The sequence below is a fragment of the Mariniflexile litorale genome, assembly GCF_031128465.2.
GTDB lineage: Bacteria > Bacteroidota > Bacteroidia > Flavobacteriales > Flavobacteriaceae > Mariniflexile > Mariniflexile litorale.
Window position 1 is genome coordinate 697005 of record NZ_CP155618.1, and the last position, 18839, is coordinate 715843.

Below are 18839 nucleotides of genomic sequence, written 5' to 3' on the forward strand. Positions count from 1 at the left end.
AAACATACAACTCCACTATTATATATTATTTCTCTTAAACAAACTATATCAATGTTTTTTTCATATTTATTCATAGCTTCGCTACTACCAGTCACATATTTGTACTTATGGATGTTTTAATTTATAATTACCAAATGATAATTCATTTAGATACTTTCTAAATGAAATCATTAAATATTTGGACAAATGGTTTAATCTAAGACAATATTTATGTCCTTTAAGAGTGCTACTGTTTTTTCAAAGTCAACTTTAAGGTATACCCTAAGCTTTCTAAGACCACCCAGAATACATTATTAGATACTCTTTGTATAACTCCTGTTCTATTTGAAAAACCAAATCGAGTTAAATCTATATGCTTACCCAATTTTATTTCCTCTACTTCATGTGAGATAATATTTTCGTTATGGGAAATACTAAGAAGTTGTTCAACTTCAAACTCTTTAACTATAGCGGGCTTACCTAACCAAAATAAATACCTAATAGTCCCTGGCACTGAAAAAACTTTATCTCTATTGATTTCTTTTGTCTTTATTAAAACAATAGAACTTATTAAAGGAACAGCTATCTTCTTCTTTCTATCACTCCATTGTTTTAGTTCTATTCTATAAGGACAAAAAGCTTCAAGTTCTAAATCAAGCTTGTTTAAATAATCTTGAACTTTAAACTCTTGTTTAGATTTTACGTATAAAACATACCAATTCATATTTCTATCTAATTAAATACAACCAAATGTGCCAGAAACAACTTATCTAAGGTCTTATTTGATTCAAAAATAGATGACTAACGAGGCTCTTTGCTCATTTTTGTAATAGATGAAGAAATAAAATAATAAATGCAATCTATCAGACATAAAAGAAATTTGGAGTGTTAACGCAAAATAAGTAAGCTGCATCAACAAATTAAAAACAGGACAGGAATACTGATTAATAAACGACTCATTTAGTTCTAAAAACCTAAGCCAATAATTAGAGTTATAACTTTAATCTGAATATAAAAACTTTAAGACCCTTTATAAAAGCAAATATCAATAACATAAAAAAATGCAATACAGAAAGTACTTAAAAAATAAGCTGTTCTATTAAGTTATCTCTAATTAAAAGGCAGATGAGTTGGGACAGATTTCGCGGTGAGCTTAAAAATCAAACTAAGATTAAAAAATATATTCAGTAAATCTAAAAGGAACCTCCGCAAACCAATTACATTTAAGTAAAAGTTGGACCAAACAAATTTTATAATTCTTAATTCTATAATGATAAATAAACACAAATGCATTCACAGAATCTTAAAATTCCAAATGAAAGTTTTGAGAGAAAAATTTAAGTTATTTTAATATAAAATTCTAATTTTTTAGATTAACTAGAATGGTTGTTAAAAACGCAACAATTGCAATTAATCAACCATTTAACTTTATATTAAATGGTCTTGGACATTCTTTGTATAAATCTTAATAGAGATTATACTGAAAATGGAGCCTTTATTTAATAAAGACAAATTCGCCTTTCTGCAACTATAAAGAAATAAAAAAACATTAAATTATGAACAGGACAATTTAACTAATCGCAACTTGTTTTAATTATAAATATTGACTAATAATATAAAAACTCTTTTACATGAGAAAACCTCCTATTAGATATGGGAATAATATTATTTTCAGACAAAATACAGTACTGACCATCACCTTCTCTTATAATATTTTTTAAATAAGATACGTTCACTACAAAACTATTATGAATCCTTAAAAAATAATTATTTTCAAATAATTTTTCATAATACCCCAAATTTTTACAAACTAATATTTTGGTTTTGTCGTTTAAATAAATTGAGGTATATCTCCCAGAAGACTTTAAATATAAAATTTTAGATACTTCTAATACTTTAATTCCATTATACGCATTAACGGCAATATATTTAGGCATTTATATATAAATTTAGTATGAATATTTGTTTTGATATAAAAATTAGATTAGTACACATTCCGCGAAAAAAAGTTTATTTTCCAATTCATTATAGTAATTTATAAGATTAAAGTAAATACTAAGTCTCTTCTCTTTGTCTGTCATATCTAAAGCCTGATAATTTGAAATAATATTTATCTTTACTTCTTCCTTTATTGCCTTTTGTAAGTCCTCATATTCTGGAACAAAGATGTCTTTTTCTATTAGTTGTAGTTCAAAAACACGTCTGATAACATTAAAGAAATTATTAACTTTTAATCTTCGTATGAGTGCTTTTTCAATTTTGAAATTAGTCAATATCGATTCATCAAATTCGGACAAATCACACCTCAAACTATGGAAAACCCTGTGTTTACAATACTCAATTTCTTCTAGACTTAAAACAAAACTTATTTTCGAACAATCTTTTTTAATGAAAATTCCTTGAGATTTTATAATAAATTCATTTAACAAACCATCTAAATCATTACTACTTTTAATTTTTAAAAGATCTAAAATTTTGAGATTGTCGTAAATATACTGTGAATGTGATAAAGCTAAATTTTTTATTTCGTCCTTTACCAAATCGTAACGATTGATATGACCATTAGCTATTGCAAATAAAATTGTTTGAAATAAATCATAGGTATTATACTTAAAAAATAAATTACTTATAATTAAATGGTATTTTTCATGGTCAATTTCCAATAGCTTCTGAATATCAGGTTCTGAATAATCTAAGACAAGTGTTTTTAGTACAGCTGACTCTAAAAAATCTAACTTCATTAATTGCAGGTTCATTCGTATTTATAATTACTGATTTCATCATAAAAATATCAAACCGAATTAATAAACTAACATAAAAAATATGAGCGAACTATTATTGTAATAAACGACGATATTTTATAATAAATGAAAAAAACGATACATGAAGACAAAACATTCAAGTACTTTTATTCTAGTCCAAAATACTTAATAGTTAATTTTTTTTGATTACCGAATCTTTCAATAATATATTTTTATATGAGAGTTGAAATGATTTTTATTCAATTAAATTTATTAAATTTATTAAATCAATAAAAAATTATACATATAATATGAATATTATTTATTACTGAACCATTTTAGTTAAAATTAACATTACAATTATTTATAATGTTAGTTTTATTAAAACTCTAATTTTATTATTAAAATAACCCCAGTTATATGAAAGAACCTACGAACTTTTTTTATTATTATAAGATTGCTAACTTATGTGGAGAAGACAATTTAAGGGAAAAGGAAATTCTAGAAAATTATGCACTAGATCTAGGTATTTGCAAAAAGCAACTAGATAATTCTATTCATAATACTTATGATTTAGACGAATCATTAACTTCCAATTTAAAATTTCTTTATGAATTATATATTTCGGTAAGTAAACGTTATGAAATTGATGAAGAATTAAATGAAATATTAAAAAAGTACTGTGCTAAGGTTGGCTTTTTCGATAGTAATATCCAAGAATTATCTGAAATTTTAATTGTTAATGCTAAAAAAAACACTTTATTTAAAGATTTACTCAATTCTTTAAGAGTCTAGAGAGCTTCTACATAACTCAAATTTCATTCTGTTTTAATTTAATTAAAACCTCCTTTAATAATGTAAAACTTGTTTAATCAATGGAAGTTTTCTATTTGATATAGGGACTAAACAATTTCCTTTTATAACACAATATTGACCTCCAGCATCTTTAATGATTTTTTCAATATAAGCTATATTTACAATAAAGCTTCTATGAACTTTTATGAAACTAATGTATTCAAACAATTCTGCATAAAATCCAAGATTTTTAAAAGCTATGAGAACAGTGTTATTATTCAAATATATTTTAGTTGTAGATCCGTCAGCTTCCATATATAAAATATCTCCCACCTCAATCACCTTAATATTATTTACTGAATTAATCGCTATATATTTTAGAGCTGTGTTGGAATTTTTCATATTTATACTTTTACTTATTACAAAAAGCAATCAATCTACAATTTCCTGTCCGAATTGAAAGAAAAAATTAAAAGTAATATTATTCTATGTCTAACTAATATAAATTAAATATAATTACATGTCTTAATTTTATTAAATTTGGTGTAAACACTAAAGTTCAACGAGTCAAATACTAACATGAAGCCACTATATACAATTTTATAACTTGTTGCTGCCATGGGTCTAAATGAACCAAGCGTATTAACCCGAAATAATATTACTAAACACCCATGGACTAAAAGTCATCGCTACGGTCCTTTCTTAATTATAAAACTCGTGTTAGTCCTCTGGTTTGGTCTTCGACGATGCTCCTAATATTTATGGATGAAATTTGTAACTTTGTATAACCAAAAACAAACAATTTTGTTTTTAACTTGTTCTTATGAGATTTAGGGTGCAGTTAGGTGAATCATAGTATTAAAAAAACTGTATAACAGTGGCTTTTGAATTTTTAATTCATTCTTTCCACGCCGAAATTACAGCCAAAACACCGAAAGTAATTGCTCCTTTTTAGATAGAGAAAATAATTACTAAATGATAGCGTTTAGTTTGCCTAGAAAAGACCAAAAAGCATTGAAAACAAGAATTTTAAAAACCTGATTTTCATAATATTACAAAACGTTACTCAGAATTAATAAGACAAAAATGTCATATTCATTTGATATAGTTGATCAAAAAGTAAATGAAACTGAATAATTTTTGTGCACTTGAATTTCTTTTTAATAATTCGGGATTGTCTGGAAATTATTTCGTTAATGATAATAGATTTAACCCTACAAAGACGAATTTAATAGACGGAATTTGTGATAAATAACAATTGCCAACACCGTACAAAAATAATTACTATTTTAGGCTTAACTAAAGGTCATTGCTATTTTGTTGCTTCTGATTTTACTTCGGAAAATCCTCGCACTCAAAACCGCACTAATCAATAAACACGTTGCCAACAATATGAAAAAACGATTATCTACATACATTTTAGTTCTATTCATTTTTTCGTTTATGTCTTGTAAAAATCAGGAAAACAAAAAATCTGAAATAATTCAAACACCAAAATCGTTTAAAATTCTTGACGAAACAAAAGGAGATTTGGACAAAGATGGAATTTCTGAAAAAGTAATAGTTTACGATACAGAAAAGGAAACTGATTTAGGAACAGAAAGACAAATATTCATTTACAAAATAAATAATGACAAATGGGAATTGTGGAAAAAATCAGTTGGAGCAATATTACCAAGTAAACACGGAGGAATGATGGGAGACCCTTTCGAGGGAATATCAATTGAAAGAAATTGTATTGTAATTAATCATTTTGGAGGAAGTCGTGAAAAATGGAATTACACCCATAGATTTAGATATCAAAGTGGAGATTTTCAATTAATCGGAGCTACTGTCAATTTTGGTTCACCTTGTGATTATTTCTTCAATTTTGACTACAATCTATCGAATGGTAAGATAAATTACGAAAAAAAAACCGAAGATTGTGAGAATGAAAGTTCAAAAACAGAGAAAGAAGAAATGGTTAGAAAATTGGAGACTCTGCCAACAATGAATGGTTTTTATCCTGGAAATAACGAATTGAAATTTCCGAAACCTGAAACGACCATATATTATTAAATAAAAATACTGTTGGCAAAAAAGTATAAAAAATTGCTATTTTTAGCTTAACCAATGTGAGTTTCTTTGTTTGCTAGCTTCTGATTTTACTTCGGAAAATCCTGGCACTCAAAACCGCACTATTCTTATAAACGTTGTGGTGACAAACAAAATGAAAGAACTGAATTCTATAATTTTATTATTACTGATTGTAACATATACAAATTGCTCTTCGCAAAACCAAACGATAAAGTTTAAAACCATTTTAGAAGCTACTAAAACATGCGACAAGCCTTCAAAATTTTCTAAATTTATTGAGCCCTACGGGTTTTGCTTTGAGGAGAAAAGAGAAATGCCAACTTTTACTTATTATACCCATTTTAAATGCGGAAATACTGAAATTGGACTGGAAGAAATAAGAGTAAATTTTTCAGTGTCAAAAGACGGTTCTTTAAATTCTTCATTTTTAACAAAAAACGAGAAAATGGTTTCTGGGTTCAAAAAGGAATTGGAAGAATTTAAGTTTACTGAAACACAAGAAAATGTTGACTTGTCCAGAAAAAATGCTGAATGGTATGTTTCTGTTGATTTTCCTGGAATTTTAATTTTATGGGAATATAATATTGATGATAATAACAAGAAAGTTTGGCACATTGGATTTGTATGGAATACAACCGATAATTAAATACTGTGTCTAACACCGTATCCTATAAAAACACTAGCCTAGTTATCCAAAGTTGATATTTATTTTTTAATTATCTCATAATTGTGATTCTGTCGTATTGAAGTGTTGATAATCCCCTCCCGCACGAAATGAAATTCGACGAAGTCAATCCCTTCGTGTGGTTCGTTATAAATCGTATTCATCAAACATTTTAAAACAATGATATAGTCACACGAAAAAAGCTACAAATAATACGATTAATTTATACAACGAAACAAGATTACACTTATCTTTAGACTTTAAAACACCAAATATGGTCTATAAATTAACAGCATAAAACCAATTTTAACCTGTAGGACAATACAGTCTATAATGTTGATAAAAATTGGTAGATTTTACAAAACATAATCAACTGAATATCAATAAGAAAATTTGACGTTAGTCGAGATTTAAACATGAAAAAACTTACGATAATAATTCTGCTTTTTACAAGCTTTGTATTTGCTCAAAATAACTCATCCAAAGATAATTCCAAAGATTCGATGGCTGGTGAAAAGATTGACAATATAAAATCTGCAAATGATTTAGGAAAAGATAGATTACCAACTTTTGCAAAATGCAAAGGGATCTCTTCAATAGAAGAACAGCGAAAGTGTTTCAGCAAAGTAGTTTCTAGCACAATTTCAAAAAATTTAAAAATAAATAAAATTAAAGGCCAGGATCAAAATATCGACATATTTGTTAAGATTATATTAAACAAAACTGGTAAGATAACTAATATTGAGTTCTTAAAAAGCAACGATAAATCAGGATATTTTGAGAATGAAGTGATTAGAGCGATAAATAACTTACCGAAATTTGAACCAGCAATTAAAGACGGTGAATTGGTTAGCGTTCCGTATTCGTTTCCAGTTAAATTATCACTTAAATAAAAAACGTTGTACCACACCATAAAAATAATGCTTAGGTTAATGTTAAATCAAGAGTCCATGCACTTTTGCTACATAAGACCATTAGCTAAAATTAGATGAAAGATGCATCCTTTGATTATATCTATGAAATAGTCACTTCGCACGAGGACGATTTTGAGTGGTGGGAAAACATTGGTTATTTTAAGTTGTCGACTTATTTGAATAATTTAAATGTAAAGGCAATTAAGAACCTAATATCGGACTCAAAAAGCTGGCACTCTGATTTTATTTTCATACTAGCAGAAGGTTTGATACAATCTAATATTGAAAATGCACTTGAAGAATATGTCAAATTATTCATAGAAATGAAGAATTTGGATCATGCTTCTTATATGGGAAGTATTTTAGAGAACACGAAAGAAGATGACATTCCTAAAAAGCTGTATTTAAGGCTTAAGAAAAAAATGGTTGTGGTAACGAAATATGAAAGAGGCCAAAATGAAAATGGAAAAATCATCAAACTAAAAGAGTAAAAAATTTGGCTGACTCCAAATAAACCTATGATTTAGCTACTTTAAATAAATATCATTTGCCTTTAATTCATTAGCTAAAAATTTATACAAATATTTTTCTGTGCATAAATTGATAATCTATCTTCGGAATTTGATAATTTACTTGTGAATACAAGCACTAAAACGTGGTATTTGTCTGCCTTTTTTGAGTTTTAAGTTAAGTAAAAGTCAAATTGCTCTTAAAAGCTCTTTAAATTTACGACAATTCTGATTCGAAATGACTCACCGAATAGTACACCTTTTAGTTGATTTTAATTAATTTCATTTGAAACCTAAAAAAATTAAAACACTTAAAATCATATGATTAAAAGGTTTTTGATATAGATTGATACTATAATTTGTCGGGATGACAGGATTTGAACCTGCGACCACACGACCCCCAGCCGTGTACGCTACCGGACTGCGCCACATCCCGTTTAAATTGTTTCCAAAGAAAACACATTTTAATATATTAAGGAAATCAATTAATAAAAAAAAGCCGAAGAAATTACTTCGGCTTATAATTCAATATTATCGTTTCTAATTATAATTAGATGTAGAGACTTCAAACGTAGCATCTTTACCTGCTAAATAACGTTCTGCATCCAACGCTGCCATACAGCCTGTTCCGGCTGCTGTAATGGCTTGCCTATAAACATGATCTGCTGCATCACCTGAGACAAACACACCTTCTACATTTGTTTTTGAAGTTCCTGGTACATTTATAATATAACCTGTTTCATCTAAATTTAAAAAACCTTTAAATATATCTGTATTAGGTTTATGCCCAATAGCCACAAAAAATCCCGTTGCAGGTATTTCGTGCTTTTCCTTTGTTTGGTTATTATAAACTCTAACTCCTGTAACTACTTGTCCGTCCCCTAAAACCTCATCTGTTTCTGTATTGAACAATATTTCTATATTGGGTGTATTTTTAACTCTGTTAGCCATAATTTTTGACGCTCTAAATTCATCACGTCTTACTAACATCGTTACTTTTTTACATAATTTAGAAAGATAATGAGCCTCTTCACAAGCTGAATCTCCTGCTCCAACAATCACTACTTCTTGATTTCTATAAAAGAACCCATCACAAACAGCACAAGCCGAAACACCTCCACCCAATTTTAAATATTTTTGTTCAGAATCTAAACCTAAATATTTAGCCGATGCTCCGGTTGAAATTATAACCGTATCACAATGAATTTCTTTCGTTTCGTTAACCCAAACTTTATGTACATCTCCTGAAAAATCTACTTTAGTAACCCAACCATCACGCACATCGGTTTCAAAACGTTCTGCTTGTTTTTGTAACTGCATCATCATTTCCGGACCAGTAATACCATCGGGGTATCCTGGAAAGTTTTCAACTTCATTAGTCGTTGTTAATTGTCCCCCTGGTTGTACTCCTTGATATAATACAGGTTTCATATTGGCTCTAGCGGCATAAATTGCTGCTGTATAACCCGCAGGTCCCGAACCAATTATTAAACATTTTATTTTTTCAATTGTATCTGACATAATCGCTATTAAATTTAATCTTAAGCAAAAGTAGAATTTTTGAACTGAATCTGATATTAAAATTATCAAAAGATATTATCATGGTATAATTACTTATTATCAAATTCAACTAATCACTTATTTTTTTGTAAATTGTAATGATTTGATTCTTAATAAAATAACTATACCATGAAAACAATTCTATTTATTTTCTGCGCCTCTCTTTTTATTTCTTGTAATAATAAAAATAACATTGAACCAGCTATAAAAGATTATTCTTTAGAAGGTGCTTGGGAATTAGTTAGCTATTTGAACTATAAAGAAGACGGTTCTGTAGATACTATAAAGTCTTCAAACGCATACAAACAAATGAAAATGTATTCTAAAACTAAGATTATGTGGAGCAGATTGCGCGCATGGGATTCTTTAGATTGGTTTGGTGTTGGAGATTACACTTTTAAAGATGGTATATTAACCGAAGTTTTAGATTATGGTTCTCATGCTATGAATAGCCGGATTAAGGATAAAAAGAAATTTGTTTTCGATATAACAATTGATGAAAACACATTTACTCAAGTTGAAATTGATAGTTCTAGTAATCCTATATATGCCGAAAATTACAAACGTGTGGAATAAAAAAAGCTGAACTTAAAAATTAAGTTCAGCTTTTTTTTATAGAAATTTAAAATTATTTTCTAACAGCTTTAACAATGGCAAGTGCATTCTTTACATCTTGCTCTAGTTTTGCGTAATCTTTGTTAGCAATAATATCTTTAGAGATTAATTGAGACCCCATACCTACACAAGTTACACCAGCATCAAACCATCCTCTTAAGTTTTCTTCAGTTGGAGATACACCCCCAGTTGGCATAACACTTGTCCATGGTTGTGGACCTTTAATACCTTTTACAAATTGTGGACCATAAATATCACCAGGGAATAGTTTTACTATTTCGCAACCTAGTTCTTCAGCTCTTGCTATTTCAGTTAATGTTCCACAGCCAGGAGACCATAAAACTTTCTTACGGTTACAAGCAATAGCAATATCTTCTCTCAACACCGGAGTTACTATAAAGTTTGCTCCTAATGCCATATATAAAGATGCTGCTGCACCATCGGTAACAGATCCAACTCCCATGATCATGCCTGGTAATTCTTTAATAGCGTATTTGGTTAATTCACCAAAAACTTCGTGAGCGAAATCACCACGAGCTGTAAATTCCATTAATCTTGCGCCACCATCGTAGCAAGCTTTTAATACTTTTTTACTTAACTCAATATCGTTATGAAAAAATAAAGGAATCATTCCTGTATCTTTCATAGCTTGAGCTACTTCTAATCTTGAAAATTGTGCCATTTTATATAAATGTTTATGTGTTGAATCGTTTATTTGTTGAACTGTTTGCCGATTTAACTATTTAACAGTTCAACAATAAAACCTTAATATCTATCTCGCTACTCTACCAGAAGCATCACCACCCATAAGTTTGGATACCTCTTCTACAGTTACTAAGTTAGCATCCCCTTTAATCGTGTGTTTTAAACAAGATGCTGCTACTGCAAAATCTAATGCATTTTGATCGTTATCTGGATAAGTTAATAATCCGTAAATTAAACCTCCCATAAATGAATCACCACCACCTACACGATCAACAATATCCGTAATTTGATATTGACGTGTTTGTAACATTTCTTTACCATCATATAGAACACCTGCCCACGTATTGTGAGACGCAGAAATAGAACCTCTTAATGTAGTGATAACTTTTTTAGCTCTTGGGAATTTTTTCATCATTTGTTGACAAACCGATAAGAAAGCTTCAGCCTTCACATCATGTCCATGAGTTTGAACTGCTGCACCTGCTGGCTTAATACCAAAGTGCATTTCAGCATCTTCTTCATTCCCTAAAATAACATCACAATACGATGTTAATTCCGTCATAATTGCTTCACGATCTCCTCCATATTTCCACAACTTAGCTCTATAATTTAAATCTGTTGAAATAGTAACTCCTAATTTGCTAGCCGCTTTAACAGCTTCTAAACAAACATCCGCAGAACTTTGAGAAATAGCTGGTGTAATGCCTGTCCAATGGAACCATTCTACACCTTTGAAAACTTCTTCCCAATTAATCATACCAGATTGAATAGTGGCCATAGAAGAATGTGCTCTATCATAAACCACTTTACTTCCTCTAGACACCGCTCCTGTTTCTAAGAAGTAAATACCTAAACGGTCTCCACCCCAAACAATTTTATCTACACCAACACCTCTTTTACGCATTTCCATCATAGCACACTCACCTATATCATTTTTAGGTAAACGCGTAATAAAATCTACAGAAATACCATAATTTGCTAATGATACTGCTACATTAGATTCTCCACCACCATAAACAACATCAAAATTGTCTGCTTGAGAAAATCTTAAAAATCCTTGAGGTGCTAATCGAAGCATGATCTCACCAAATGTTACTACTCTACTCATCTAATTTTAATTATTAATTTAGTTATTTAATTTTTGCTTAAACGTTTAAGCAAACGTATATTAGTAAATATAGTAAAAACATTAAATAAAATTATCTGTTTTGTTTATAAAAACTATTGCACTATTTTTGCTTAAACGTTTAAGCAAAAATATATAAAAATTTGAGAAACAAAAAAAAAACGACCATAAAAGACATTGCTAGCGTTTTAAATATTTCTCCGGCAGCAGTTTCAAAAGCATTGCATGATGATTCTCGGATAAGTGCTAAAACTAAAGAAGCTGTAAAAAGAGTTGCTAAAGAATTAAATTACCAACCCAATCACTTAGCCAGTGCGCTTCGTAGAGGAAAAAGCAACCTAGTTGGCGTTATAGTTCCCCGAACTAATAGTCATTTTTTTTCTTCAGTGATTCAAAATATTGAAGAAGTTTTAAATAAAGAAGGTTACAATATTATTATTACCCAATCAAACGAATCCTATAAAAAAGAATGTAGTAATATTGATACTTTATTGTTCACACAAGTTGATGGTATTATTGCTTCTATGGCTAATGAAACTATAAGTTTAGATTTTTACGAAAAAATCAAATCAAAAGGCATTCCTTTAATTCTATTTGACCGTGGTGAAAATGATTTAAATGTCGATTATATTGGTATAAACGATTATGACAGTAGCCATATGATTGTTGAACATTTAGTGCATCAAGGCTGTAAACGCATTGCACATATTGGTGGCTACAGGCGTACACGAATTTTCAACAACCGAATTAAAGGTTATATTGATGCTATTAAAAAACATGATTTGCCTTTAGAAGAATCATTACTCATAGAAAGCAGCCTTACTTTAGAAGATGGCAGAGATAAAATGTTGCAACTACTAAATTTAAAAAATAAACCCGATGCTGTTTATGTTGCTGGTGATTATGCAGCATTAGGTGCATTACAAATACTTAACGAAAACAACGTTAATATACCAGATGAGATTGCCTTGGTTGGTTTTGGTAATGAGCCTTTTACAGCCATGGTAACCCCCACTATTTCTAGTATAGATCAGCATAGTGCTGAAATTGGTAAACAAGCAGCTTTAACCTTTTTAGAGCGGGTAAACGATCCTCAAATGAAGCAAACACTAAATAAAATTATTCTGGATGCTGAATTGATTGTTCGGGATTCTTCTAATGTAAAAAAACTATAATTTACTGCATAAAATCTTCTCTAATAGGACTAAAGACATCAATTAAAACACCCCTTTTTTTACAAATAGTTCCGTGCATAATATTTGGTGGAATATAAAGTGAATCTCCTTCTTTTACAATTTGAACCTCGTCTCCTACCGTAAATTCAAATTCGCCATTAGCCACATAAGTAACTTGAGAATGGTGATGGTTATGCATAGCTCCTACACCTCCGGCTTCAAAATGAACATTTACAAGCATAATTCTATCATCATAAGCCATGATTTTTCTTTTAATGCCGCCTCCTAACTCTTCCCATTCAATATTATCTCCTAATAAAAAAACGTTGCTTGCTCCAAAACTCTTCATATGGTTTATTTGATTTTATCAGCGCCAACTGCTCTGATTTTAATTAATTATACAAATGTACTTTTTCTGTTTTACTAGAGCAAGACACTATAAATAAAATAATTACACCCTTGTTTTTGGTTATTAAGAGAAATTACAGACGCTACTTGGTTGGTTAAATTACAACAAGTTATGTTGACAAACATTATAAAATTAACTTAAAACAAGACACTTCATTTATTGATTTTATAATATCAAGTACCGAAGTTAATTTATGTTTCACTTTTTTATTAATTAAAATTACTATGATATTCTATCCCTAAAAACTCCCAACGTTTTTTATAATCATTTAGTGATTTTATAAAAACCTCATAATCTTTATTAGACTTAGAGGTCCAACCTACTTCTGCATAGGCAGCAATTCGAGGAAATATTTGATTATTCATTTGTTGAACTGACGGAATCCATTCACTCCACATTTGACAACCTAAACCGAGTATTTTATTGGTATATTGTTCTTCTACACCCTCAGGAATAGGATCGAAAGAATAGGCTTTAGAAAGTGGTAAATTATCATAATTATAATCTAAATAAGTCATAGAATGCAACGAATTTACAATATCATACCCATTGGTAACAGCTTCATTAATTAGCTCTACATTTCCTTTCCAAAAATGTACAATCGCAGATTTTGCTAATTTTTGTTCCACCTTAACATCCGAATCCTCTTGCCATTCATGCACATTAGCGCCCAGTATTTCATTCCATCCCATCATCCTATGGTTTTTATTTTCCATAAAAGTAGACATTTGATTAGTGAAAAATATTTGAAGATCGGCAGGGGAAGATAAGCCTTCTTCTTTAATTTTATTTTGTATCATCTCGGAGTTTTTCCAGACATCAAACATCACTTCGTCGCCGCCAATATGTACCACATTACCAGGAAAAAGCTCAAATACTTCTTCAAGAACATCTGTAAGAAACTCGTAAACTTTAGGATCTGCTATATTAAAAGAATCATCCAATTTACCAAAAAATTCAGGAACTTTCGTATTTGCTCCCAAAATACCTAGCCAAGGATAGGATGCAATGGCAGCCATCGCATGACCAGGCATTTCTATTTCTGGAACTATTCGAATTTGTCTTTCTTCGGCATAAGCAATAATGCCTTTAATTTCTTCTTGGGTGTAAAATCCTTGATGAGGGTATCCATAACGCGCTTCACTTTTTCTACTAGACTGTGTATCTTCCCTATAGCTTCCTACTTTAGTTAAATTAGGATATTTTTTTATCTCTATTCTCCAACCTTGATCATCTGTGAGGTGCCAATGAAATACGTTCATTTTAAGAAGAGCCATTTGGTCTAATAAATTTTTAACCACCTCAGCTCCTTTAAAATGACGCGACTCATCAAGCATAAAAGAACGCCATCCAAAACGTGGTTTATCAGTAATATTTACTTGTGGAATTAAAACTTTTTTGTTGAATTGCTTTGAAAATTCAAAATCACTGGGTAATAATTGTCTTAATGATTGAATGCCATAAAACAAACCTGCATTTGATGATGCTGAGATTAAAATATTTTTTTTAGAGGCTGTCAGGTGGTACCCTTCTTTTCCTAAAGTAGTTTCCATATTAGGATTTATTTTTAAAACAATACCCGATCCCTTTTGCTTAATCTTTGTTTTTGTATCAAAAGCCTTATCTAAAATCGTAGCCAGATAATCTGCCTGATTTTTAGATATTTTATCGGACACGATCGCTACTTTATTATTTAACTCAAAAAAGCCATCTCCAATGAATACCTCCATAGGACGTGGTATAATATTAACTTGAGCATGGGCTAGAGAAATAAAAAAAAGAAGTAAAATATTAAGTATTTTAAATGTTTTCATAATGAATTTAGGCTTGAATTTGATGAATAAAACTATCTCACTTTGCTATCTCTATTAAAAACCGCAAATGATTATCTAAACTTTAATAGTGAATAACAAATTTAACACAAATTTCATTTAACGCAAACGTTTGCATAATTATTTTTATCTTTTAAAGTCATTTCTGAATTAAATTTATTTAATTTGTATTGTTTTTCAATGAAAAAGTCTACATCCTTTAAGTTTTTATATAACAACAAATAATAAAAATAACTTTAACAGCAAACGTTTGTTGTCATTAATATGAAGAACACCAGAATTACCTTAAAAGATTTGGCGAAAGATTTAAACCTATCTGCATCTACAATTTCTAGAGCTTTAGGAAATCATCCTGCAATTAGTGCTTCGACAAAAAAAAGAGTACAAAAAAAAGCTGAAGAATTAGGATTTGTACCTAATTCTATCGCTTCAAGCTTCAGAAAAAAAAGAACACAAACTATTGGAGTCATTGTTCCTAGAATTGACATCCATTTTCATTCGCTTGTTATAAGTGGTATTGAAGAGTTTGCATACAACAATGGTTATAACGTTACGATATTTCAATCGAAAGATTTGCTTAAAAGAGAAAAGGAAATCGCAAAAACACTTCAAAATAAAATGCTAGATGGGGTTATAGTATGCCTAGGCATTGAAACCAAAAGTTGTGATCATTTTAAAAAAATCAATAAACTGGGTATTCCTCTTGTATTTTACGACAGAGTTCCTACTGATTTTGACGCTAATAAAATAGTTATCAATGATTTTGAATCGGCCTATTTAGCAACAGAGCATCTTATTAAAAATGGTTGTAAACAAATTGGACATATTTCGGGTAGTCAAACTACTAACATCTTTAAAGCACGCTTAGAAGGTTATAAAGCAGCTCTTAAAAAATATAATTTACCTATAGAAGAATCTTTAATATTATTTACCAATAGCCTTAGTTACGAAGAAGGTGTGCAATGTGCTGAAACATACTTAAAAAGTTCATTAAAACCAGATGGTATATTTTGTGCCAACGATTATACAGCCGTAAGTGTGATTCAAGTTTTTAGAAAAGCTGAGATAAAGATTCCTGAAGACGTTGCTATTGTTGGCTTTAGTAATTATCCCATTTCTAAAATTATTGAACCACATTTAACTACGATTAATGACCGTGCGTTTCAAATGGGAGAAGCTGCTACTAAATTACTAATTCGTCAAATAGAGGAAAAGGATGATTCTATAACATCTGAAACGATTACTTTGAAAACAGAATTGATAATTCGTGAGTCTAGTACAAGGTCATAGTTTCAGATGAAAGAGTGTATGGTAGTCTTTATTTTAATTTAGCCAAACGATCATAAAGTACATGAACCGCTTGTACGCGCAATTCATTCTGTTCTTCTAATTCAGAATCATAAAGAAATCCTTTATTAAGAGCTATAAATCTTTTATTTAGCTGTTTTGCATCAGCTAAAATAACATCTAATTCTTTAAGCAATATAGGAGCATGAGAGCTAGTAAAATTAGCAGCATTGTATTTAAACTCCACTTCCTTGAAATCTAAATAATGGACTCTTAAATCGGCCATTAATTTAAATTGATCTAATTCTGCCTTGTTTCGTTTTGGTTTTAATTTTAATAATTCGTTTCTAAGAACATTATATTCAGTTTTAACTTCTGCAATACTTTCACTTTTAGTTGGTTTACCATTACTTATAAGTTCTGGTTCTGCTGATAAAAAATTCCATAATTTTAAAGCGTCCTTTTTACTAAAACCAAATCTTGTACTGGCATATTCAACAACAAAATCTTGAGGATTTATTGCAGCTTCCATGTTTAATGCTTTAGTATAACTAGCTATTAAAATACGAAAAGCAGATAGTGGATAAGTGTTTCTTATTTGCACCATATCTATAACATCATAACCAACATCCCAAGTAAAACCATAAACACCTGTGGTAGACCACGAGGTTATCACCATGCCTTCATAACCAGCTTCTCTGGCATATGGAATAAATTCCTTTTGGTTTTTAAAATGTGTAGACCAATCTGTTACATACCAATTATCCGGGTGACATCGAATGGCTGGAGCTCCCCAAAAGGTGAACCCCATGTCTTGAAGCTTAGGTATATCTCCGAAATGGTTAATTTTCCATCCGTAATTCCAATCTATAAAAATGGTTTCTTTTGGTAATTCTGCTGCTGCTTCAGGATGTTTTAAAATAATATCGGCCCACATGACTGGTTTTTTGCCTAACTCTATAACGAGTTCGGTAATCATTTTCATGTAATCTACAAATAATTTAGATTTCCCTTCTTCTTTTACCTTTACTTGGCATTTTTCACAATGCCCTAATAAATAGGTTTCATCACCTCCAATATGAATATAATCTGAAGTATGTGTTTCTACCAAATCTGAAAATAAATCTCTAAAAAGCGCTTTACTTTCCATAGCCTCCATAGGGCATAATTGGGAAATATCTTTTCGGTCTTCCTTTAAGTTACTATATCTAGGGTTTCTTAAAATATATTCAACATGTCCCAAGCTTTGTTGCAACGGAATGACTTTAATTCCTAATCCATCACAGTGTGCAATAAAATCTTTTACTTCTTCCCGGGTGTATGAATATTCGTTGGAGATAACGGCATGTTTTTCATAAGGGTAAGTGCCTTCCCACTCCATAACCAAGGTATTAATGCCCATTTCAGAAAGCTCATTGGCGAGCTTTTTAAGCGCCTCGGGAGTCATTACCTGTATACGCAGGTCTAAATGAAAACCTTTTACTTTAAAATCTTCCGTAGAAGCTACTGTTTGTGCTGTGATATTTACAGTGTTAGTAAACATCACACTTACTAATAATAAAAATTTAAAAATATTTTTATGATTCATCATATCCTTAACTACATTTATATCTTCTGTATGAAAATTTGATTTTTTTTAGCTATTTATTACCTAAAATACATGATTTTTTAATTATGCGTTTTGTAAACATTCTATGCCTTTATAGGCTTCCTTATCGAAATAGTAATTACAATCGGGGTGCGTAGTAAGAATAGAAGCAGGACAAGATGTGCTTATAGGCTCGGTAAGGGCGTTTTTTACTGCGTCACTTTTATTAGCACCTAAAACCACACAAAATAAATGTGTTCCCTTTAATAGCGTTGGAATGGTTAATGTTATTGCTTTTTCAGGTACTTTTTGAAAAGATTCAAAACAACCATCATTAACTTGTTGTAAGCGGCATGCATCATCTAACTCCACCACTTTTACAATTTCAGAATCATTAAAATCGGCCACATGCGGATCGTTAAAGGCCAAGTGACCATTCTCTCCTATTCCTAAACATACAATATCGATAGGCGCTTCTTCTAATAAATTAGTATATCTTTTTATCTCGCTTGAAACATCATTATTTACGTTAATGGTGTTTTTATTTAAAGGTACTTTTGAAAAAAGATTATTTTCTAAATAAGAAGAAAATAATTGAGGTGACCCTGGTTTTAACCCAATATATTCATCCATATGAAATGCTTCTATTTTGCTCCAATCTATCAATTTCGATTTGGTTAAATAATCGAGCATAGAGTCTTGAGAAGGTGCAGCTGCAAAAACAATTCGTATACTTTCCTTTGTTTTTTGTAATTGAACTATACAATCTTCTACTGCTTTTCCTGCAGCAACCCCCGTTGTTCTCTTGTTAGAAAGAACGTTTATATTCTGGTTAAAATCTAGCATTTATTTATTAAAAATTAT

General features: G+C 30.1%; 19 protein-coding genes and 1 tRNA gene. 8 read left to right on the forward strand and 12 right to left on the reverse strand.

What is annotated here, in order from left to right:
• Window positions 1-226 precede the first annotated feature (226 nt).
• The 3 genes from QLS71_RS02730 to QLS71_RS02740 all read right to left on the reverse strand — a co-directional run bounded on the left by QLS71_RS02730 (window position 227) and on the right by QLS71_RS02740 (window position 2720).
• Entirely contained in the window at window positions 227-703 is a 477-nt protein-coding gene (locus QLS71_RS02730) for a UpxY family transcription antiterminator (protein ID WP_308990383.1), read from the reverse strand.
• 883 nt (window positions 704-1586) lie between these two features.
• Window positions 1587-1916 (reverse strand): LytTR family DNA-binding domain-containing protein, encoded by a 330-nt coding sequence (locus QLS71_RS02735; RefSeq protein ID WP_308990384.1) that lies wholly within the window; start codon window positions 1914-1916, stop codon window positions 1587-1589.
• 42 nt (window positions 1917-1958) lie between these two features.
• Window positions 1959-2720, reverse strand: coding sequence for a hypothetical protein (locus tag QLS71_RS02740; protein ID WP_308990385.1), 762 nt, complete (start codon window positions 2718-2720; stop codon window positions 1959-1961).
• Between the two features lie 420 nt (window positions 2721-3140).
• Here QLS71_RS02740 and QLS71_RS02745 point away from each other — a divergent pair, with 420 nt between their 5' ends.
• On the forward strand, window positions 3141-3515 hold the full coding sequence (locus QLS71_RS02745) for a hypothetical protein (RefSeq protein WP_308990386.1): 375 nt from the start codon (window positions 3141-3143) through the stop codon (window positions 3513-3515).
• Window positions 3516-3569: 54 nt separating this feature from the next.
• Here QLS71_RS02745 and QLS71_RS02750 read toward each other — a convergent pair whose 3' ends face one another.
• On the reverse strand, window positions 3570-3917 hold the full coding sequence (locus QLS71_RS02750; RefSeq protein ID WP_308990387.1) for a LytTR family DNA-binding domain-containing protein: 348 nt from the start codon (window positions 3915-3917) through the stop codon (window positions 3570-3572).
• A 990-nt stretch (window positions 3918-4907) separates the two neighbouring features.
• On the opposite strand from QLS71_RS02750, the gene QLS71_RS02755 reads away from it, so the two are divergent.
• The 4 genes from QLS71_RS02755 (at window position 4908) to QLS71_RS02770 (ending at window position 7660) form a co-directional block, all read left to right on the forward strand.
• Complete coding sequence (locus QLS71_RS02755; protein WP_308990388.1) at window positions 4908-5573, forward strand: hypothetical protein; 666 nt, start codon at window positions 4908-4910, stop codon at window positions 5571-5573.
• 151 nt (window positions 5574-5724) lie between these two features.
• Entirely contained in the window at window positions 5725-6237 is a 513-nt protein-coding gene (locus QLS71_RS02760) for a hypothetical protein (RefSeq protein ID WP_308990389.1), read from the forward strand.
• Window positions 6238-6671: 434 nt separating this feature from the next.
• On the forward strand, window positions 6672-7148 hold the full coding sequence (locus tag QLS71_RS02765; protein WP_308990390.1) for an energy transducer TonB: 477 nt from the start codon (window positions 6672-6674) through the stop codon (window positions 7146-7148).
• Between the two features lie 95 nt (window positions 7149-7243).
• On the forward strand, window positions 7244-7660 hold the full coding sequence (locus tag QLS71_RS02770) for a hypothetical protein (RefSeq protein WP_308990391.1): 417 nt from the start codon (window positions 7244-7246) through the stop codon (window positions 7658-7660).
• A gap of 380 nt (window positions 7661-8040) precedes the next feature.
• On the opposite strand, the gene QLS71_RS02775 is transcribed toward QLS71_RS02770, so the two are convergent.
• Window positions 8041-8114 (reverse strand) — tRNA-Pro (locus tag QLS71_RS02775).
• A 104-nt stretch (window positions 8115-8218) separates the two neighbouring features.
• Complete coding sequence (trxB, locus tag QLS71_RS02780; RefSeq protein ID WP_308990392.1) at window positions 8219-9199, reverse strand: thioredoxin-disulfide reductase; 981 nt, start codon at window positions 9197-9199, stop codon at window positions 8219-8221.
• A gap of 168 nt (window positions 9200-9367) precedes the next feature.
• Between trxB and QLS71_RS02785 the strand changes: the two genes are divergently transcribed.
• Window positions 9368-9814, forward strand: a complete 447-nt coding sequence (locus QLS71_RS02785) for a hypothetical protein (RefSeq protein ID WP_308990393.1) — start codon at window positions 9368-9370, stop codon at window positions 9812-9814.
• Window positions 9815-9866: 52 nt separating this feature from the next.
• On the opposite strand, the gene QLS71_RS02790 is transcribed toward QLS71_RS02785, so the two are convergent.
• Window positions 9867-10535, reverse strand: coding sequence for a bifunctional 4-hydroxy-2-oxoglutarate aldolase/2-dehydro-3-deoxy-phosphogluconate aldolase (locus QLS71_RS02790; protein ID WP_308990394.1), 669 nt, complete (start codon window positions 10533-10535; stop codon window positions 9867-9869).
• A 90-nt stretch (window positions 10536-10625) separates the two neighbouring features.
• Window positions 10626-11666 carry a sugar kinase gene (locus QLS71_RS02795; RefSeq protein ID WP_308990395.1) on the reverse strand — a complete coding sequence of 347 codons (1041 nt, stop codon included), beginning with the start codon at window positions 11664-11666 and terminating at the stop codon, window positions 10626-10628.
• A gap of 161 nt (window positions 11667-11827) precedes the next feature.
• Between QLS71_RS02795 and QLS71_RS02800 the strand changes: the two genes are divergently transcribed.
• Window positions 11828-12859 carry a LacI family DNA-binding transcriptional regulator gene (locus tag QLS71_RS02800; RefSeq protein ID WP_308990396.1) on the forward strand — a complete coding sequence of 344 codons (1032 nt, stop codon included), beginning with the start codon at window positions 11828-11830 and terminating at the stop codon, window positions 12857-12859.
• Between the two features lies 1 nt (window position 12860).
• Here the strand turns inward: QLS71_RS02800 and QLS71_RS02805 are convergent, their stop codons facing one another.
• A complete protein-coding gene (locus tag QLS71_RS02805; protein ID WP_308990397.1) occupies window positions 12861-13208 on the reverse strand; it encodes a cupin domain-containing protein in 348 nt (115 codons plus the stop codon).
• Window positions 13209-13477: 269 nt separating this feature from the next.
• Window positions 13478-15082, reverse strand: a complete 1605-nt coding sequence (locus QLS71_RS02810; RefSeq protein WP_308990398.1) for a beta-N-acetylhexosaminidase — start codon at window positions 15080-15082, stop codon at window positions 13478-13480.
• Between the two features lie 282 nt (window positions 15083-15364).
• Between QLS71_RS02810 and QLS71_RS02815 the strand changes: the two genes are divergently transcribed.
• On the forward strand, window positions 15365-16390 hold the full coding sequence (locus tag QLS71_RS02815) for a LacI family DNA-binding transcriptional regulator (protein ID WP_308990399.1): 1026 nt from the start codon (window positions 15365-15367) through the stop codon (window positions 16388-16390).
• Window positions 16391-16418: 28 nt separating this feature from the next.
• On the opposite strand, the gene QLS71_RS02820 is transcribed toward QLS71_RS02815, so the two are convergent.
• A complete protein-coding gene (locus tag QLS71_RS02820; RefSeq protein WP_308990400.1) occupies window positions 16419-17978 on the reverse strand; it encodes a family 20 glycosylhydrolase in 1560 nt (519 codons plus the stop codon).
• Window positions 17979-18059: 81 nt separating this feature from the next.
• Window positions 18060-18821 (reverse strand): glucosamine-6-phosphate deaminase, encoded by a 762-nt coding sequence (locus QLS71_RS02825; protein ID WP_308990401.1) that lies wholly within the window; start codon window positions 18819-18821, stop codon window positions 18060-18062.
• Window positions 18822-18839: the final 18 nt, after the last annotated feature.